This window comes from Gottfriedia endophytica (assembly GCF_017814275.1).
Taxonomy (GTDB): Bacteria; Bacillota; Bacilli; order Bacillales; family Bacillaceae_G; genus Gottfriedia; species Gottfriedia endophytica.
Window position 1 is genome coordinate 545803 of the sequence record NZ_JAGIYQ010000001.1, and the last position, 19022, is coordinate 564824.

The following is a 19022-nucleotide window of genomic DNA, read 5'->3' on the forward strand; positions in this document are numbered from 1 at the left end:
ATCCTAGAAGAAAAGGGTAACTAGAATTTTTTCTAGCTACCCTTTTCTTTTTTTAGTAACAAACGATACTGATAAAATCGTTGAGTAAACTGTAAAATGTGATTTGATGTGGAATCATTCCATTTTGCACCCACAATGATTCCTAGGATGGGAATTTTTTTACTACTTTTATTTCTTAGGTAAGCGATTAAGGCTAATTTAAATAAATGTAAAATGATTGTCTGATAAAAATCTTCATTTAAAATGGTATACTCTTTGTCATAAAATAACTGATCCTCATTCTTCATTGAGAGCTCTTCAATTAAAAATTTGAATGAAGTGTACTGATAAGAAAAAGGCAGTAAGGAGGCCTGAAAAACTTTCAATGCAGTTTCCATTTCAAGTGGAATACTTACATCAAAACCATAATGCATTGCAATTACCTGTACACAATTTAAATTTAATAGGAATAATGTAGGTAAATCAGCAATTATAGTTGATAAATTTCCTGTTCCTGTTAAACCTCCTTGAAAGGTGGAGTACACTTTCATTTTCGAAATTTCTTGTTGAACTAAAAAATCTAATTCTGATAAAGATAACTGTTGTAAATCTTTTATCATCGCTATATTTTTGTTAAAGAATTTTGCTCTTTGTACAATTTCTTGTTTCTTATTTAAAAAGTTTTTTGAGCTTTGGAGTAGCACCTGTGAATAGAAAAAGGCTGAAGATGTTACGTTTAATAAATCTTCCTTATAACTTGAAGGAATCTTTTTAATTAACCGTCTATAATTTCTTTGGAATATGATACTAAACTTATTTGGTTCTTTTGATTGTAAGCTAATTAACCAATCATCAATTTGATTCATCACCATTTCCTCAGCAGTAGTCAGCATGTACTCACCCCCTTTTAAGGAAAAAATAAAAAAACATAGAACACGAAAAGCTTTCCTCATATAAATTATGAGTTCATTCCCTTTTCTATGCTCTATGTCTCAATTGTAAATTATTTATTCATTCCGATACGAACAACGTCTCTAGCAATAACTACTTCCTCATTTGTAGGAATAACTATTACTTTTACTGGAGAGTGGTCGAAGCTAATAAATGCTTCTTTTCCACGAACATTGTTTTTACTCGGGTCGAAGTAAACACCCATAAATTCTAATCCTTCTAAGATACCTTGACGGATTTCGATACCGTTCTCACCGATACCAGCTGTAAAAACAATTGCGTCTACGCCTTTCATACGAGCGGCATACGAACCAAGATATTTGTGAATTCTATTAACAAAAACGTCTTCAGCAATTTTAGCACGTTCGTTACCTTCACTTGCAGCAGTTTCAATGTCACGAAGGTCACTTGAGAATCCAGAAATACCAAGCATACCACTTTCTTTATTTAATACTTCTAATACTTCCTCAGCTGTTTTACCTGTTTTTTCCATGATATAAGGAATTATTGCAGGGTCAACGTTACCTGAGCGAGTTCCCATTGTTACACCAGCAAGTGGAGTAAAGCCCATTGAAGTATCAATTGATTTACCACCTTTAACAGCAGTAATACTTGCACCATTTCCTAAATGACAAGAAATTAAACTTAATTCTTCAATTGGTTTACCTAATAAATCTGCAGCACGTTGTGTTACATACTTGTGTGATGTTCCATGGAAACCATATTTACGAATACCATATTCTTTATAGTATTCATAAGGTAAGCTATATAAAAACGATTCTTTAGGCATTGTTTGATGAAACGCTGTATCAAAAACTGCTACAGATGGTACATTCGGTAAAACTTTCTTAAATGCACGAATTCCAACAAGGTGAGCAGGATTATGAAGAGGTGCTAATGCACAAAGATCTTCAATTTGTTTTTCAACTTCATCAGTAATTAAAGCAGAATCATTAAATAGTTCGCCACCATGAACGATACGGTGACCAACTCCATGGATTTCTTCAAGTGAAGAAATAATCCCTAAACCTGTTAGCTTTTCTAAAAGCATTTTTACTGCAACAGCATGATCAATAATATCTGTTACTTCAGTATTTTTTTCACCATTAGCTGAAATTGTAAAGATACTTTCTTTTAAGCCAATTCTTTCAACTTGGCCAATTGTAAGCACTTTTTCACTAGGCATTTCAATTAACTGGAATTTTAAAGAAGATGAACCAGCGTTAATCGCAAGAATATTCGACATGTTTCTACATTCCCTTCAGACAAAAAACTGTTATAATATTTTTAATAGAATTATTATAACACAAAAAAGTTTCGCTTAAAGAAATCGGATAATTATAAATTTTCCTCGAACCATTTATTGATTCGATACATCATTTCTTCTACAGCTTGAGTATTTGTTAATTTTGGAAAATCAACTAACAAAGCTTGTTTAAGCTTTTTATTATCTTCTGCATTTTTACGTAAGATTAATATACTTTTTTGATGGCGTTCATCTTTAAAGGAAGAAGCTGGCAATTGAATTAACCCTTGAATCATACAAGTTTCTTTAATATACTCATGTAGCTGTGCAGTCTGCTCACTTGTAAATAAATGGTTTGGAATTAAGCCGATGAAATATCCACCATTTTTTAAGTAATTCATACTTTGCTCAATAAACAAATGATGAGAATAAGACATACCTTCTTTTGCTTTCAACTTGTAGTTTTTAGCTCTTTCTTCATTTGGAAAATAACCTACTGGTAAATCACATACAACAAGATCTACTGGATCAATTAATAATGGTCCAAGTGCATCCTGATTAAACAATTCAATTTCATGACCTAGTAAGTTACCTACAACATACGCTAAACGAACTAAAATATCATCTACATCCACACCATATGCTGCTGAAAATTGATCTCCAGTTTGAATTAATACAGAATGAAGTAGGTTACCTGTCCCAACTGCTGGATCAAGAATCTTTAATTCATTTTTACCTTTTGTAAACTTACTTACTAAATAAGACATAATGAACCCAATTCCATCTGGTGTCATTTCGTGATTTGGTTGAATTCCTTCTTTCATCCCTTTTAGGATTGCTAACTGAAAAGCACGCCTGATACTTTCCTTTTCATATTCATTCTCTTGGAATGCAGCAATATTATTCATTAATTTTGTTTTTAATTGATCATCCAGCTCATCTTGTAAAACTTGTGATTCAAACAAGTCGTCTCCTGTTTCAATTAATGCTTCTAAATAAGAAATATCTAAAGCATTTTTAATACTTTCTGTAGACTCATCAATCAAGCCGAATAACGTTTCAACTGTTTTCGCATTCATTCTAAAACTTCCTCTCCGTTCAAATAGTACTATATTCACTGTTTTTAATTATAAAGTTGAGTTGAAGGCATGTCCACTAAAGGGCGTAAGAGACCACTAAGTTTATAAAAAACATACTATTAGTTAAGCTACATTGTCGATCCTCTTGAGAATCCACACCTTTTCCGCAGACGAACAGCCAGTCTCCTACAATATTTCAAAGCTATATAAAACATATCTTTTTTGTTCAGAAAGAACTTTTAGTATAATACTACAATTAGGACATTAATTTTGAGATCAGGGTGTGACGATATGAAAAAACAAATAGGTTTTATTGGATGCGGAAAGATGGCACAAGCGATGATTGGAGGAATTATTAATTCTGGGCTAGTTTCTCCTACACAAATCTATGCTAGTGCCCGTTCAGAAGAAACCATTCAATTCATAAAAGACAAATATGAAATTCAAACAGCTTCAAGTTTACATATTGCTTCAACTGTAGATTATTTATTTTTAGCTGTTAAACCAAATATTTATCCAATCGTTATTAATGAAATTAAAGACTCAATTAAAGAAAATACCGTTATCGTGACAATTGCAGCTGGCGTGACCTTAAAAGGAATTGAAGATTCATTTGGTAAAGAAGTAAAAGTTGTCCGAACTATGCCGAACACGCCTTCTTTAGTTGGCGAAGGAATGAGTGCTCTTTGTTCAAATGAATTTGTAACAGCAGAAGAATTAGAAGAAGTTAAAGAGATCTTTTCTAGTTTCGGAAAAGCTGAAGTGATTGATGAGCAATTAATGGATGCAATTCCTGCGGTAAGTGGCTCATCACCAGCATACGTTTATATGTTTATCGAAGCATTAGCTGACGGTGCTGTTCTTCAAGGAATTTCACGAGAAAAAGCATACCAACTAGCCGCTCAATCAGTACTCGGAGCTGCCAAAATGGTCTTAGAAACTGGCATGCATCCTGGAGAACTAAAGGACCAAGTTTGTACACCTGGTGGAGCTACAATTGAAGCAGTTGCAGAACTCGAAAAAAACAACTTTAGATCAGCTGTACTTTCAGCGATGGAACGCTGTACAGCGAAATCAAAAGCTCTAGCGAAATAACCATAAATAAAGTCCAATTTAAAAACAAAAAGATTTAATCTGTAATATGAACTAAATGAAAATGGCATTGGATACCAAGATACCAATGTCTTTTTCAATTTATTTAACATAATATAACTTAATTGAACAGAAGCACCCGTTGGTCTAATACAACTAAACTGCCAGTTACTTTAATACGAAAAAGATCTGCCATTGGCAACCCATGATCTTCAGTTAACGCAGCCCCTTAATACTTGTGGTTTTTTCCAATGAAGAAAGCTAGTTTTAATAATTAAGCACACATTCGGACCTTAACTCATAATACTACGATAAAGGTTTTTCCCTATACATACTTAAAGCTTGTGGCAGGTTGGTGGTTGAAATGGGAAGCGGATCTAAAGCAATAGTAGGTTCTGTGATAGTATCTGTAGGAACAATAACAGCTGCAATTGGTGCTACGCCGTCTAACTATATAAAAAGTAACGTCCGTGATGACTTAACTCTGTTGGGAAACGTTTTACAGGCTGAAGGAAATGCTATTGATGCGGGGGCAAAAGGGACTGTCATTAGATCAGTTGGAAAGGAAATTACAGCAAGTGGGAATCTTACTGTCATTACCGGACTGGTTTTTGACATCAGAAAAGAAGCATCCTATAAATTATTCATTGCAGGGAACTTGATTCAAGCTTTAGGTTTAGCGGTTAATACTGGAGATGCAATTGATCTCCCTCCCTTCCCAGGCCAATCCGAAAACATTGTAGGAAGCATAACACAATTTATAGGAAACTCATTACAGGCAATAGGATGGTCAGAGGCACTAGAAAATATTAGAAAAGATGAAATTGATAATAAAAATAAACAAAAAAAGATTGGATATTATTATGAGGACTATTTTTTAAAAAATAATGGACAATCCGAATCATTGGTAGCAACAGGTAGTTGGATCCAAGCAATTGGTTCTGTCATTTCAGTGATTGGAGCAATAAAAGAATTAACCCAGGACAATAAAGTGGAAAGAAAGTAGTACTTACGCTTCTAAATTTACCTAAACCTCCAAATCATCTAAAGATCATAGGTATCATTTGAACTTAAAAAATATTTACAACTATCCTGAAAATATAAATAGATAGTTGTACAAGGAAATTAGATTACTCCACTTCATTATCAATTAAAAAACCAAAAAATTCTTCGTGTAGTGCATCCTCATGTTGTAGGGATTCCTTATATAAATAAAAATCCAAATACTAATCCTTGCCACATTTCCAATGGCTCTATTTGTAGCCGAATCTGTTCCCATTCCTCCTATAAATAGAGCCATTGGAATAGCAAGTATATTGATTACAATGCTAAAAAATAATAAAAATTTGCCAAATAATAACATTCACAATAAACCTACCTTCTGAATATATTCAACTATTGCAAATGAGCTTAGTATTAATCAGATTATATTATTTCTAATTCAACTAAACTGCCATTTACTTCAATAAAAATAGAGCCACAACTGTGACTCATGATTTTCAACTAAAGCATGCGTTTAGTTGAATTAGATGTTTACTTATTTTTTTCTTTCAATCCGCTTATTTCATTTTCAAGCGATTTAACTGCCAGATATAAACGCATCGTCTCTCTATCAAGTTCAGATTGTTTTTTACGAAAATATATAAAGAAAATGATAAGTACAATCCAATATAATAAGTTCATTTAATTCACCAATCCTTCCAATATTAGAGTCTTAACCTTTAGTATAACAATAGAACTATCTGCCCTTTAGCACAATAAAAAAAAATCGACTATATAGTCGTTCATGTTGTTAAGCTATCGTATGCGTTAGTTTAATTGAAACTTAGCTCATTTTGATTAATTAAATATAAATTCAGAAATAAATTCAGGAAGGTCTTCATGTTCCTCATTGTATTCTAAAAGGCATTCTTTGAGTGTGGGGTGTTGAGAAAGTATCTTGCTGAAAAGATCGAGACTTATCTTTTTATTCAGCTACCTAAGCCAAGTAAGTATCCAAATGTTTTAAAAATATCTGCTAGAGATTACTGTTGTATCCAAAATAACGGCTGGTCTATTGATTGTGCTACTGAAATTTTTAGTGAGGAATGGATATCTGATGACGAGTTTTTTGTCACCGAATCTGAAATTTATGGGAATAATAAACTCTATCATCAATTGAAAAAAGAACTTTGAATAAGAAAAACATAGGGAGATTTTAGTCTTCCTATGTTTTCATTCATATTATTTATCTGTTTGTTTTTGCTTCTTTTTCAAATACTCCGCACGCATTTTTTCAAGTTGCTGCTTTTTATCAAATTTGGCAGGCGTCTGTTTTTCATGAAACTTTGTCACAGCTACCTGACCTTTGGTATCCAATTGATATTTTCCCACTTTGTTCACCTACTTTTCTTGTCTTTAAAGAGAATCTATTCAACAAATATAATATACCTTATTTACTAAAGTAAACCTTATTACTTTAGTAGTGTACTGCTAACCTTGCATATATCAGTAAAAACATTAAAAACTTAGTAAAATAAATCATCGCCAAATGGTATTCATTTCATTGCTATAATCAAAATAAAATGCCTTGACACTCTGCATAAGCCTCAATAATTCTATTTCTTGTTTGTTCAGCTCTCTTCTAAAGGGCCAATTGTTCGGTAAATAAGGTTTTAAATATTAAAACAATCTAAGTCTACTCCATCTTTTAAATGGTTCTTAATGCTAATAACTATTACGTTCTCGATGATTTCAAATTTAGGTTTCTGAGGGGAAATATTGTTTATTTTGCATAGTCTTTTTACTACTTGTTTTAAAAAATCTACATCCCCAATATTTTTCTCCAAAAAATCACCCCTTGATATTAACTTTTCTACTTATATCTATCTTAATCCAAATATTACCGCTATTTGTTATTCAACTATCACATACGTTAGTTTCATAAGAGTTAGTCGATATTTAAGGAATTTATGTAACCCTCAACTTTTTGAAAATAGCCATATTCAGCTTTTATACTTGCATTAACCGTTCCTGTGATATTGATAATAAAACTATTTTCAACATACTTTATATCAAGATCACAATTCACCATCGTTTTCATAGATTTTATTTCTAATTCAATTATTTCATAAAAATCTATCTCAACCCAAACTGTGTTATTTCCCAAATCAACCCACTTTTGAGGAGGATTTTCAGCGTAAGATGGCATATCGAAACATAATGTTACCTTACGTCCTCCATCAGCAATATTGATTTTTTCTATTTTTATATTTTTTAATTCAGGAACTTCATTATATAAATTAGTAAGAAATAAATTATTTTCCAAATTTAAATACCACAATTTTTTATTCCCCCATTTTAATTACCTATTTATACTCTATAGTAACATTTCTTGTAAAACCAAACTGGCAGGTTGTTCAATAAAAAAAGTCGCATTTGCGACTCGTGTTCATGTTCAACTAAAGCATGCGTTAGTTGAATTATATGTAAAATTATTCAAAGTCTTCAAACCAAGACGTGAAAAATCGAACTTTATCATCGAAAAAAATTGTAGTACTATCACTACTATTCGAATGAGCAGAAATTCTTCCTTTATCCCAATATCATTTATTCGAAATCTTATAGAGTATATTCTCCGCTTTCGTAATATCAATAGTACTTGAGGTTTCTAAATCACATGTAATTCTAAACCAACCATCAATTTTCCAATAAGGTTCGTTTGAGAGTGTTTCATAGGAAGTAATAAATTTGTCAATTGATGGGATTAAGTCTTCAATATTGCTAAAGCCTCTTCTTCTTTTTTACATTCTACGAATAAGCTAAGTTGGAACATAGTACCCCCCGAACCCAAATTTGTAAGTGTGAAATTTTTCCGTTTGGTGTAACCGTTGCCCATCATGATCTTTAACTAAAGCATGCGTTAGTTACATAAGAAATCTTAAGGTCGGTTTCCAAATTTGGAAGTCGGCTTTTTTGATTTTTTATAATAAACAGTATCATAATTTTACAGTTTTGAGTGAGTTCTTATTCAACATAAGGGCAGTTTAGCTCAATTATAATTTTTTGAAGGATTTATAAAGATAGATAAAGAATAATAAATAGTTTAATAAATATAAGGCAGTTGCTATTAATGAATAACCAAATAATTAAAGCGACTAAGGAAGATTTAGAAACACTAACAAACTTATTTCAATTCTATATTTATGACTTTTCAGAGTTTATTGATGCACACGTTGAAGAAAATGGGAGGTTTAGTGATTACCCTTTAAACAATTATTGAACAGAAGATAATTAATTCCGTTATTTAGTTAGGCTCAACGGAAAATACGTTGGCTTTGTCTTAGTTAGATGAATAAAAACAGATATAAAATCATACTTATCAATTGCAGAATTTTTTATTATGAAAAAGTATCGCAGAGCAGGTATAGGCACATTAGTAGCTAAAGATATACTTCGGTTACATAGAGGAAATTGGGAGGTATTCCAAATAAAAAAAATGAACCATCATAATTATTTTGGAGAAACGTAATAGAAGAATACACAGGTGGACATTTTACCGAAAGATTAGAGGAAGGAAAGAAATTAACACAAGAGTTTATCAGTTAACTAACGCATGCGTTAGTACACTCTCAGGATACAGCTGGTCCAATCGCCAGAACAGTTACAGACGCAGCGATATTATTAGAAGCTCTAGCCAGTGTAGATAAAGAAGATCCTGCAACTCACAAAAGTAAAAGAAGATTACAACAAGATTATTTGAATTTTTTAGATTCGAATGGCTTGAAAGGTGCTAAATTAGGTGGTTTTAATAATGCTACTAAAGATTTTTAGGTGTCAGAAGAATATAGCGAAGATTTATTTAGAAACGTAATTCAAACTCTTAAAAATGAAGGAGCACGGGTTTATGAACAATGTACAAGAATTTTCAATGAAAAAAGCATTATTACAACTGACAGCCGTGATAGCGGGTATGTTTATGGTTATTTTGGACAGTACGGTTGTAAATGTTGCGATGAATTCATTAACAAAAGACATGCATAGTACGATTACAACTATGTCGTGGACTATTACTGGTTACACACTTGCCGTAGCTGCGGTAATTCCTTTAGCAGGTTGGCTGATGGATCATTTTGGGGCGAAGCAAGTTTTCATCATAACCATCGTTTTATTTACATTAGGGTCTCTTCTTTGTTCTTTTGCGGCCACACCTAATCAATTGATTTTATATCGTGTCATACAGGGTTTAGGTGGTGGAATGGTTGCACCAATTGGAATGGCAATGGTTTTCCGCATTGCACCACCAAATAAAATGGGAGCGTTAATGGGGATGCTTGGTATTCCTATGCTACTTGGACCAGCGCTTGGACCTTTAGTTGCTGGATACTTTGTTGAATATCAAACTTGGCACTGGATTTTCTTAATTAATGTTCCGGTAGGTATACTTGGTGTTTTATTAGCCTTTAAATTCCTTCCAAAATTTGATACAAAACCTGTTCCAAAACTAGATATTTTAGGCATAATTTTAGCTCCTATTGCTTTCTCGATGCTAGCCTATGGGGTCAGTGAAAGTTCAAATGGTTGGGATAATAGCAACACGATAATTGGCCTTATTGTAGGCGGTGTTAGCTTGATATTATTCATTATTGTCGAGTTACGTCATCCACATCCAATCATGGAGTTAAAAGTATTTAAGTCAAAAGGCTTTACGCTCGGTACAATCACAACATGGCTAATGCAAATTGCTCTTTTCGGTATGTTTTTAATTATTCCGTTGTATTTGCAGACAATTAAGCACTATACACCACTAGAAACAGGTCTCGTGATCTTCCCGCAAGCAATAGCATCTGGTATCATGATGCCGATTAGTGGCAGACTTTATGACAAATTCGGGGCTCGTCCTTTAAGTATTGTTGGTCTTGCAATTGTGACTGGTACACTCGTCACACTATCAAACATCAGTGTGGATAGTAGTAAAGTCTTTTTCATCTTATGCCAAATTTCAATGGGGATTGGTATGGGGACTTCAATGATGGGATTAAACACTCATGTACTACAGTCTGCACCGCGAGAATTAATGAATCGTGTGACGCCACTTACTTCTGCCGCACAACAAGTAATGGTTTCATTTGCTACGGCAGGGATGGTGAGTTTCTTAACTTCTAGAGCAAAGCATTACATGGGTACAATTAATAATCCAGCAGATATACAAGCTAGATTAGAAGCTACAGTAAATTCCTTTGGAGATACGTTCCTACTTGCTGCAGGAATTGCTGTTCTAGGTTGGTTAATTGCATGGACATTAAAGAGGCCTAAAATTCAATCGGCAGCTGATGATGAAAATAATCGGGCAAGTGAAGCGATGATGGCTGGTCATTAATTGTTTTACTTTATCAATTTTTTACAGGAATAGGCAAGGTTAAATTTACTCGTAAAAAAATGTTTTTAAAGACTAATGAATCAGAAGAAAAAATACCAATGCCAATCTTTAATAAAATGATATTAATTTTGATTTTAATTTTAAAAAAATTATATAAAGGATAAGAATTATTACTTACTTATGTAATTAACATTTGCTTTAGTTTAACAAGAAATAGGGGCTGATGATCATGCAGCTCCTATTTAACTATTTGGCAGGATAGTTGAATAAGGGAATATTTGGATTAAGATAGAATATAAGTGAAAAAGTTAGAAATAAGGGGTGATTTTTTGGAGAAAAATATTGGGGATGCAGATTTTTTTAAACAAGTAGTAAAGAGACTTTGCAAAATTAACAATATTCCCCCGCAGAAATCTAAATTCGAAATCATCGAGAACGTAATAGTTATTAGCATTAAGAACTATTTAAAAGATGGAGTAGACTTAGATTGTTTTAATATTTTAAACCTTATTTACCGAATAATTGGACCCTTAGGGGTAAGATTCCATCAACAATTGTACTGCTAGCCAAATTCGGAAAGACTGGCTAGAGTAACTGTATCTTTCAAAAAAGAAGATTATGATGCTTTAAATATCGAAATGAAAGAATTTTGCGAATAAATGTTCTTAAACAAACAGGTACGTTTCTCATAGAAACTACTCATTTCCCAAAGTCTATAAAAATGCAGAAAAACCCGAATTGGGTTTTTCTGTTATTCTTGAGTTATTCAAGATACGAATTTAAAGAGTGTGATAGTTAAATAAACCTTTTTTCTAAAAGTTAGATTATCTACCTTTAAAAACTTTCATTCCATTATCACCGCTATACGGTGGTCCTCCAGGCACAGTTACGTAACAGATGATTAATTTATACTTTTTATTTGATGTTATATTTTGTTTAAATGTTAGTAAAAAAGAATTATTATTACCTTGTATTTTTTTAATCATCACTTTATCGCTTGTAAGTGCATTTTGATCTGTAACTTTATCATTTTTTCCAAGTGTTGCGATTCCCTTTGGTTTTACATCAGTTAAGCTTTGAATCCAATAATTTGATGCTTTCATTCCCTTATTTAAATCAACAGGACGATCATATGTAATTGTCAATTGATTAGGAGAGACTTGTTGTAAGGATGCTAGCATAGGTATCTGTCTTTCTGCTTGATTTGTTTTTACATCTACATTTGTAAATTGAATTTCATTTGTTTTAGCTCGTACATCACTTAATCCTGGAATTACAAATGACATTAATAAAAGTGAAGAAAAAATAATTATATAAATTTTTTTCATTTAAATTTGCCTCCTCATTTATCTTAAGAACATAAGTATTTTGTGGAATCTTTTAGATAAATATACTTTAAATAACATTTTTAGACAGAAATTATCGTTTGTAATTAACTATAAAATAACAATTGAAGCGTCCTACACCTAAAATGAAAAAAATTTCTTTAAATCCCTTATTGAACTAACGCATGCGATAGTTGAAGAAGTCACTCTAAATATTCATCACTTAGAATTGGATTTAAATACCTTGCCATACCTATTTTCAGCCTTTTTAATCCTAGTTTTCGGTAAAAATCTTCGTTCCCTGTCGTTCCGTTTTGAAATAGAAAAATTTAAAAAGCAATTTAAAAACACACCTAAATCGCAAGGTTTTAGGGTGTTAATTAAGACACTAAATAAACATTTTTAAAGCACCTTAAAAAAGGTGCTTTAATTTTGTTCAGAAGATTAACATTTTTTTATCAAAGATATTTACTCTGATGCCGAATATCCAATAATCTTGCCATTTTCCATATCTGCAAAGATAATCATATCATTTGGTATCGTTATTTTTGTCGTTTGAAAATCAATGAGATATACCTCTTTACCATTATATGAGGTATCTTCGATTTTACCCATAGAATTATCCAAAGTTACTTTTGTTATTGTGGCATCAGACCAAGTTCCCTTAATTAGTTGTTTTTGAGATGGTTTTAGTTGTTCCCATACTTTTTCCCGTACATCTTTATTAACTGTATTGTTAGTATTGCTTTTTTGGTTTGTACAAGCCATTAATCCGAATGTAAGAACAGCTAACAAAATTAGAATATTAAACTTTTTCATTTTTCTCTCCCCCCATAAAATATATATTTATAAATTAGACGACTATTTCCTTTTATTGGTTACAGTGGTATTTACCGAATATATTAATCTGAATTGTAACAACTCTTGCACATAAATTAACATCAAATTTAGCACCATAATTAACACTTGACCAACAGACATTGTCCATCAACTAATTAGAATGCTATTTTCGTTTCTATTTTATACGTTTTATCACAAAATGCCTTGATACATCAACAAAAATAAAGAGTCCAATTCATATGCTAATTAAACTCTAAATTGAGATGTTAATTTAAATTTTCTCAAAACTGAACTACTTAGAATAACTGCTGTGCTTTTTAACTTTTTCATAAAGTAGAAGTGATTAATTTAATATTGTTATTTCTTGTTCAACTAACGCATGCGATAGTTGAACAACTGGGAGCTACTTTGGTAGTTCCCTTTTTATTGTACTAATTGGCAGTATAGTTCAATAAAGTTCAATGATATTATTAATGAAGTGCTGACAAATATAGGAGGGAACTAGATTGGATAACTGGAATTTAAACCTAAGAATTACTAAAATTATAGAAAACATAAATGGGTTGCCTAAAGGTGATAAACAAGAGCTAACAGAATTCTTAGAACATGATGAATGGGGAATTGCATTAGAACATTTATGTGCTACTGTCCTGGAAGAAGAAATAAATATTTCAAGTGAACTGTTTTATGAAATTAGGGAAGTCGGAGAAAAAATAGAAATAGATTGTGCTTCTTGGGAAGAATTAAAGCATTTAATAATATAGACATTATGGAACTAACGCATGCTTTAGTTGAATTACAAGAGCTGTTATTTTGCAGCTTTTTTAAATGTAAATCATTTATTCTAGGAGGTTTGTATATGTTTTCAGCTGATAAATATATTTCTACTATTAAATCCAACCTTGAGAAACAATCGGATATTATAATAAGAAATCTAAAGAATATCTTCACGTGTAATTTTTCTTCCGAGATAGATTTATTGGATTTTTCAGCATTCATTGAACCTACAAGGTTAGAATTATCAATAAGAATGTTTTCAATGGATAAAGAAGCCAATGAGGTATTCTATGAGGGAGACGACACAACTGTTTTTGCAGGTAGTGTGGAGATACTTAACGAAGTTAAATATAGTCAAGTAAACGAAAGTCACTTAGATGAATTTTTCGATTTTTACGAGCAAAATTATGAGACTTTAATTTCAGAAGAGAGGAAAGCTTTTACTGAATGGTTTAGTCAATGTTGGAAAAATGCTTGTGGAGATGAATTGAATATACCATCATACTTTGTTTTCCACGATGATTATAGATCATTTGATTTGAAAAATAACAAATGGATAGATGACGAAGAAAAATGGTCATAAAGGTTTAATCCCTTATTCAACTAACGCATGCGATAGTTGAACTTCACCAAAGGCTGTTGAATATTAAAATCAAATATTACTTATCGAGGTGAGAACATGGAATTATGGAGACAACTCCTTTTAAACGGTTCGGTAAAGTTATTTTGGAATGAAGAAATCTTAGATAAGTATCTAACTGAAATATCAAACGAAGGCTTTGATATATATACGTTAGACTGTTCAAAATGGAATTCACATAATTATCATAATGATTTAGCTGCTGTATTAGAATTTCCAGATTATTATGGTAAAAATTTGGATGCATTTAATGACTGTTTAAGTGATATGACTTCTGAAAGAATTGGTATTGTATTGGAATTTAGAAACTATGAAATGTTTGCTAAAAAGGACAAATATGCTGCACATTCGATTCTAGATATAATTCAAATTAACGCCTGGAGATTTTTACTTGAGGATGAAAATCTTAAACTCATTGCTTTTGTACATTCAAGTGATCCAGAGATTGATTTCCCAGATTTAGGTGGTCTTTCTGCTGAATGGAATCCCGATGAATGGTTAGATAAAAGCCGCGGACTATAATTTACATTAACTTTGTTATTTGTTATTTTTGTTCAACTAACGCATGCGTTAGTTGAATTAGGAAATTTAATTTTCTTAACAATCATTTAACTTTCAAATTACTTTCTGAAACCGTTTATCTAGTTAGTTGGAATTTCTAGTCCTAATTTATTTGCAATTTTTAAGATTCTAGGTTTGTAATTTGGATTTAAAGTTTCAGACATCCAACACTTTAAAAACTCTTTTTGAGCCATGTCCTTTTTATTTAGTAGATAGTATAGTGTTATTTTATGAGTAAAGTTAGCTCGAAAACCAAGATGTTCAATTTCGTTGAGAATTTCATTAATAGAGTTTAATTTCTCCACATAAGGAAAAATAATTTCTTCTAAATCTTTTTTAACTTCCATTGCTACATTTTTAATATCTGTATCTTCTCTTATCGTATAACCTGGATAAGACCAAGATGACTTTAAATTTTCAAGGGCGCACTCGATTAGTGGATTTATAATAGTATTATATGAAAACCAATTATTAGGAAGCTCTTCTCCTATTGCTTTTAAGAATTCCTTCGAACAAATTTTTAAATCTATAGTAAAACTATTCTCATCTTTCGTATTCCATGTTCCTGGAATTAAATGAATAATCTGGATAATATTATCAGACTCTTTGACAAATATATTTCCTTTGGTCTTATATCCCTTGTCTTTAAAAATCGGTTTTATATATGCCTTCAACATCAACTTATACATTTCTTTGGGTAACAAGACTGTTCGCCTCACTATTAAATATTTTTCAAACGAGTAAATTAAAGATTATACGGATAATGTTCTACTTTACATATAAAATATCCTTGTTCACCATCTTAAATAACTACAATTTTCATAAAATTAGGTGGATAGTTCTTGAAATATTTATTCGATTTAGCGAACTTCAATTCATATTACAACTAAACTGTCAAATAGTTAAAAAGAGGCTGATCGAATGATCACCCTCTTTTTGGTGTTTAACTAACGCATGCGTTAGCTACATTATTGTTATTCGCTATGAATTTCAAAGCAAAAATAGCCAAATGCAGTATCTTCTTCTTTTAATTCCATTTCAGATTTTGCAATATCCATCATTTTGGGAAGAATTTCTTTCAAACTATTTTTATATCTTTCGAGTGCAATTTTATAAGAAGTAACATCATTATTTTTACATATTGGATATAATATTGCTCCTAATTTTAAATCATTAAGTGCTCTTGGTTGATCTATGGGTTCCAAGCATTCCAAAATATGCAACCTTTGGTCTTTTTCATCAAAAGAGTCTCTACATTCTATATAAAACATATATTCTTCATATTCAATTTGCATATTTAATTGTTCATTTATATAGAATGGTGTAATTCTTATGTACCCAGTCGTAGAGTTTGAATTAATTATATCGTCTAATATACTTTTTAATTCAGTAATGGTCGGATAATGTCTATATTTCCCTTTATAGTATGCAGTGTGATTATAGATTATTTCGTTAATTATTCCTTTGTTTTTCCTTAACATCATTCTGCTCCTCCCATTAAATTAACTACTTTTATATTACCATTTCTTATTCAACTATCCTGCCAATTAGTACAATAAAAAGGGAACTACCAAAGTAGCTCCCAGTTGTTCAACTATCGCATGCGTTACTTGCATTAGGACAGTATTGGCTTTAAGGTTTAATAAATTTAACCTCAAAATTATCTGAAACTTTACAAATCTTTCCCCATTCATACTTATTAAACTCTGTAATAATACTCTGATATGTTTCTAAAATAAATTTGATATTATTTGCATTATCTATATTATAATCAGCAGAAATTGCATCGTACTCATAATGCAGTCCTTTTGGTTTTACAATCTCATTTTCCAACTCTATTTCTTCATTTTCAGTTGTAATAGTAACCACAGGTGGGAAAGGGAATTGGTAACTTTCAAACTGTAAAGTAATCGATTTAATTTCACTTTTTATCTTCATTTGCTTTATAAGCCTAGGAATAATATTAATGGTTTTTCAATTATTTCTTTCTCAATGTCCGTTTCTACATTTTGTAGATTTTTTTCAAATTCCTCCAAAAACTCTTTGCTTTGAAATATTTGGGCTTTTTTTAATGGATAAGCAGCTAATCTACTGAATTTTGTCATTTTATCAATGCTCCTTTAATTTTATGGATGTACAAAAAATATTCAACAACAAACTTTGAAAATTCTTGTTCAACTAATCTTCCATTAAGTTCATCTCAATTTTTCAGAAAAAAAGTTGCTTAGCTCCAGAGGTTGACCTCCGGAGTTAAGCAAACTATTTCTAACTATCTCCTGAGCAATTAAATAACAACGGAGAATTTAGTAAACTGTTTTGATTTTGCACCTTTAAATTCTTTATGACTCAATCCAATAGGGAGGTTGAACAAATCCTTAAAATAACTGTAGATTTCATCAACTTGACTAAGCTCATCTACCTGAATTTCTTCTACACATTGTAAATTAAAAAAACTATTTATCTCATTTATACTTAAACAAGATTTTGAAAATCCATAGGATTCAATATTTCCAAAAATACCCGAAGTTGTAAATTTCCCTTCCCTATATAATGAGATTTCTATCACGTCATTATCAAGATTCGATACGGCAACAATCTTTTTCCCAGATTTCCCAAACCAATTCATTACACAATCTTTTATCGTTTCGAATGTTAAATACTCCGAATAAACATTCACCACGTTTTCTGTTTTTGAAAGATAAAAAACAGCTTTTACCTCTTTAACTTGTGAAATTAACTTCATCACAGCCGAAAGTTGGTCTGCCTCAGAAGAATTTTCATTTATTGAATTCTTAGATATAAACTCATTTAATAATTTTGTATTCGGATGATTAGGCAAATTGTCGAGATCACAGTCACTTAAATAAATTTCGACTTCCTCAATATCTGCATCAAAAATGTGTAAAGAACAATAGTTTTTCCGCAAAAAAAATCACCTCTATTTTTATATACCACTTAAACTTAACCCCAGCCTCAAAATCGGGTTTACAGTAGAAGCCGCTAGCACAGAGCAATAACTATTTCTTTCCTAACATATGGTTTTTCGAGCGTTACACCAAAACATGCGGAGTGTAATTTCTTTGCAATATTTATTTTCTATTTAACCATATTTTACCATAAAACCTTATTAAACTATCCTGCCATTTAGCCAACCATGCAGCGCAAGCGCTGCACCACAGCGAATGAAAAAGAATTAAAACCGTCAATACTGCTTCTATGGCTGGGTGAGGAAGGTCGATCAACTATGGTGCCATTAGAGCCCATCATTTAGTCTGACTCCAACGATCACGGTGTATCACAGTCTGTCGCTCCCTTACGGGAAGCACTCATGGTAGATTAATCCTATTCTGATTTTTGCACCAGCCCCTACTTTTAAAGCCAAAGGAAGGATGAATTCAATGGAAGTTATCATTGAACGAGTTTGCGGAATGGATGTTCACAAGGACAACATTACTGCCTGTATTATGACACCAGAAGGAAAGGAGATTCAAACGTTTTCAACGAAAACGATATTTTTAATAAAATTGATGGATTGGATAAAATCACATGGGTGTACTCATGTCGCAATGGAAAGTACAGGTGTGTATTGGAAACCCATTGTTAATTTAATTGAAGCTGAAGATTTAGAGGTTTTTGTCGCCAACGCACAACATATGAAAGCTGTTCCTGGACGAAAAACTGACGTAAAAGATGCAGAATGGATCGCCCAACTTCTCCGTCATGGGTTACTAACAGCCAGCTTCATTCCCAATCGACAACAACGCGAGTTAAGAGAACTAGTTCGATATCGTAGAAGTATAATTGAAGAACGATCTCGACAACTTAATAGAATTCAAAAAGTACTGGAAGGTGCGAATATTAAACTGGGTTCTGTTGTTTCAGATATTATGGGTGTTTCATCTAAAGAAATGCTTTACGCTATTGCAGATGGAGAAGAAGATCCTACGAAACTAGCAAGTATGGCTCGTCGCTCATTAAAACGCAAAAAGGATGAACTTGAGCTCGCTCTACGAGGTTATGTTAATCCTCATCAACGTATGATGCTGAAAACAATATTAACTCACATTGATTTTCTAACTGAACAAATTGAAAAACTCGATTTAGAAGTAACCCAAAGAGTAAGCTCTTATCAAGAAGACATAGAAAGACTGGACTCAATTCCAGGTATCGCTCA

General features: G+C 31.8%; 20 protein-coding genes and 1 pseudogene. 9 read left to right on the forward strand and 12 right to left on the reverse strand.

The window, feature by feature from the left end; all coding sequences use genetic code 11:
• Positions 1–32 precede the first annotated feature (32 nt).
• The 3 genes from J5Y03_RS02565 to J5Y03_RS02575 all read right to left on the reverse strand — a co-directional run bounded on the left by J5Y03_RS02565 (position 33) and on the right by J5Y03_RS02575 (position 3255).
• Positions 33–872, reverse strand: a complete 840-nt coding sequence (locus J5Y03_RS02565; protein ID WP_209402132.1) for an EcsC family protein — start codon at positions 870–872, stop codon at positions 33–35.
• Positions 873–982: 110 nt separating this feature from the next.
• Positions 983–2176, reverse strand: a complete 1194-nt coding sequence (locus tag J5Y03_RS02570; RefSeq protein ID WP_209402134.1) for an acetate kinase — start codon at positions 2174–2176, stop codon at positions 983–985.
• A gap of 92 nt (positions 2177–2268) precedes the next feature.
• Entirely contained in the window at positions 2269–3255 is a 987-nt protein-coding gene (locus J5Y03_RS02575; protein WP_209402136.1) for a class I SAM-dependent methyltransferase, read from the reverse strand.
• A gap of 291 nt (positions 3256–3546) precedes the next feature.
• On the opposite strand from J5Y03_RS02575, the gene proC reads away from it, so the two are divergent.
• From proC to J5Y03_RS02590, 3 genes are all read left to right on the forward strand, one after another.
• Positions 3547–4350, forward strand: a complete 804-nt coding sequence (gene proC, locus J5Y03_RS02580) for a pyrroline-5-carboxylate reductase (protein WP_209402138.1) — start codon at positions 3547–3549, stop codon at positions 4348–4350.
• Positions 4351–4711: 361 nt separating this feature from the next.
• Positions 4712–5353 (forward strand): DUF6944 family repetitive protein, encoded by a 642-nt coding sequence (locus J5Y03_RS02585; RefSeq protein WP_209402140.1) that lies wholly within the window; start codon positions 4712–4714, stop codon positions 5351–5353.
• Between the two features lie 920 nt (positions 5354–6273).
• Entirely contained in the window at positions 6274–6522 is a 249-nt protein-coding gene (locus tag J5Y03_RS02590; RefSeq protein ID WP_209402142.1) for a hypothetical protein, read from the forward strand.
• Positions 6523–6570: 48 nt separating this feature from the next.
• Here J5Y03_RS02590 and J5Y03_RS02595 read toward each other — a convergent pair whose 3' ends face one another.
• Together J5Y03_RS02595 and J5Y03_RS02600 are read right to left on the reverse strand one after the other, a co-directional pair.
• Complete coding sequence (locus J5Y03_RS02595; RefSeq protein WP_209402144.1) at positions 6571–6720, reverse strand: hypothetical protein; 150 nt, start codon at positions 6718–6720, stop codon at positions 6571–6573.
• A gap of 556 nt (positions 6721–7276) precedes the next feature.
• Complete coding sequence (locus J5Y03_RS02600) at positions 7277–7669, reverse strand: Imm50 family immunity protein (RefSeq protein WP_209402146.1); 393 nt, start codon at positions 7667–7669, stop codon at positions 7277–7279.
• A 1283-nt stretch (positions 7670–8952) separates the two neighbouring features.
• Between J5Y03_RS02600 and J5Y03_RS19745 the strand changes: the two are divergent.
• A pseudogene (locus J5Y03_RS19745) lies at positions 8953–9237 on the forward strand (amidase family protein); the annotation flags it as partial.
• Positions 9233–10705: a DHA2 family efflux MFS transporter permease subunit gene (locus J5Y03_RS02610; RefSeq protein WP_209402147.1), complete on the forward strand. Its 1473-nt coding sequence runs from the start codon at positions 9233–9235 to the stop codon at positions 10703–10705. The pseudogene J5Y03_RS19745 and the gene J5Y03_RS02610, both read left to right, overlap by 5 nt.
• Before the next feature lie 824 nt (positions 10706–11529).
• Here the strand turns inward: J5Y03_RS02610 and J5Y03_RS02615 are convergent.
• Positions 11530–12033 (reverse strand): hypothetical protein, encoded by a 504-nt coding sequence (locus tag J5Y03_RS02615; RefSeq protein WP_209402148.1) that lies wholly within the window; start codon positions 12031–12033, stop codon positions 11530–11532.
• A 465-nt stretch (positions 12034–12498) separates the two neighbouring features.
• Positions 12499–12849 carry a hypothetical protein gene (locus J5Y03_RS02620; RefSeq protein ID WP_209402149.1) on the reverse strand — a complete coding sequence of 117 codons (351 nt, stop codon included), beginning with the start codon at positions 12847–12849 and terminating at the stop codon, positions 12499–12501.
• 527 nt (positions 12850–13376) lie between these two features.
• Between J5Y03_RS02620 and J5Y03_RS02625 the strand changes: the two genes are divergently transcribed.
• The 3 genes from J5Y03_RS02625 (at position 13377) to J5Y03_RS02635 (ending at position 14809) form a co-directional block, all read left to right on the forward strand.
• Positions 13377–13634, forward strand: coding sequence for a MafI family immunity protein (locus J5Y03_RS02625; protein ID WP_209402150.1), 258 nt, complete (start codon positions 13377–13379; stop codon positions 13632–13634).
• Positions 13635–13729: 95 nt separating this feature from the next.
• Positions 13730–14230, forward strand: coding sequence for a hypothetical protein (locus J5Y03_RS02630; RefSeq protein WP_209402151.1), 501 nt, complete (start codon positions 13730–13732; stop codon positions 14228–14230).
• A 96-nt stretch (positions 14231–14326) separates the two neighbouring features.
• A complete protein-coding gene (locus tag J5Y03_RS02635; protein ID WP_209402152.1) occupies positions 14327–14809 on the forward strand; it encodes a barstar family protein in 483 nt (160 codons plus the stop codon).
• 119 nt (positions 14810–14928) lie between these two features.
• Here J5Y03_RS02635 and J5Y03_RS02640 read toward each other — a convergent pair whose 3' ends face one another.
• The 5 genes from J5Y03_RS02640 to J5Y03_RS02660 form a co-directional block, all read right to left on the reverse strand.
• Positions 14929–15552 (reverse strand): DUF4304 domain-containing protein, encoded by a 624-nt coding sequence (locus tag J5Y03_RS02640; protein WP_209402153.1) that lies wholly within the window; start codon positions 15550–15552, stop codon positions 14929–14931.
• Positions 15553–15822: 270 nt separating this feature from the next.
• Positions 15823–16332, reverse strand: a complete 510-nt coding sequence (locus J5Y03_RS02645; RefSeq protein WP_209402154.1) for a hypothetical protein — start codon at positions 16330–16332, stop codon at positions 15823–15825.
• 148 nt (positions 16333–16480) lie between these two features.
• Positions 16481–16786, reverse strand: a complete 306-nt coding sequence (locus tag J5Y03_RS02650) for a hypothetical protein (RefSeq protein WP_209402155.1) — start codon at positions 16784–16786, stop codon at positions 16481–16483.
• Between the two features lie 5 nt (positions 16787–16791).
• Positions 16792–16953 carry a hypothetical protein gene (locus tag J5Y03_RS02655; RefSeq protein ID WP_209402156.1) on the reverse strand — a complete coding sequence of 54 codons (162 nt, stop codon included), beginning with the start codon at positions 16951–16953 and terminating at the stop codon, positions 16792–16794.
• A 179-nt stretch (positions 16954–17132) separates the two neighbouring features.
• Positions 17133–17774: a hypothetical protein gene (locus tag J5Y03_RS02660; RefSeq protein WP_209402157.1), complete on the reverse strand. Its 642-nt coding sequence runs from the start codon at positions 17772–17774 to the stop codon at positions 17133–17135.
• Positions 17775–18246: 472 nt separating this feature from the next.
• Between J5Y03_RS02660 and J5Y03_RS02665 the strand changes: the two genes are divergently transcribed.
• Positions 18247–19022, forward strand: a 776-nt coding sequence (locus J5Y03_RS02665; RefSeq protein WP_209402158.1) for an IS110 family RNA-guided transposase, incomplete at its 3' end; no start/stop codon positions are given.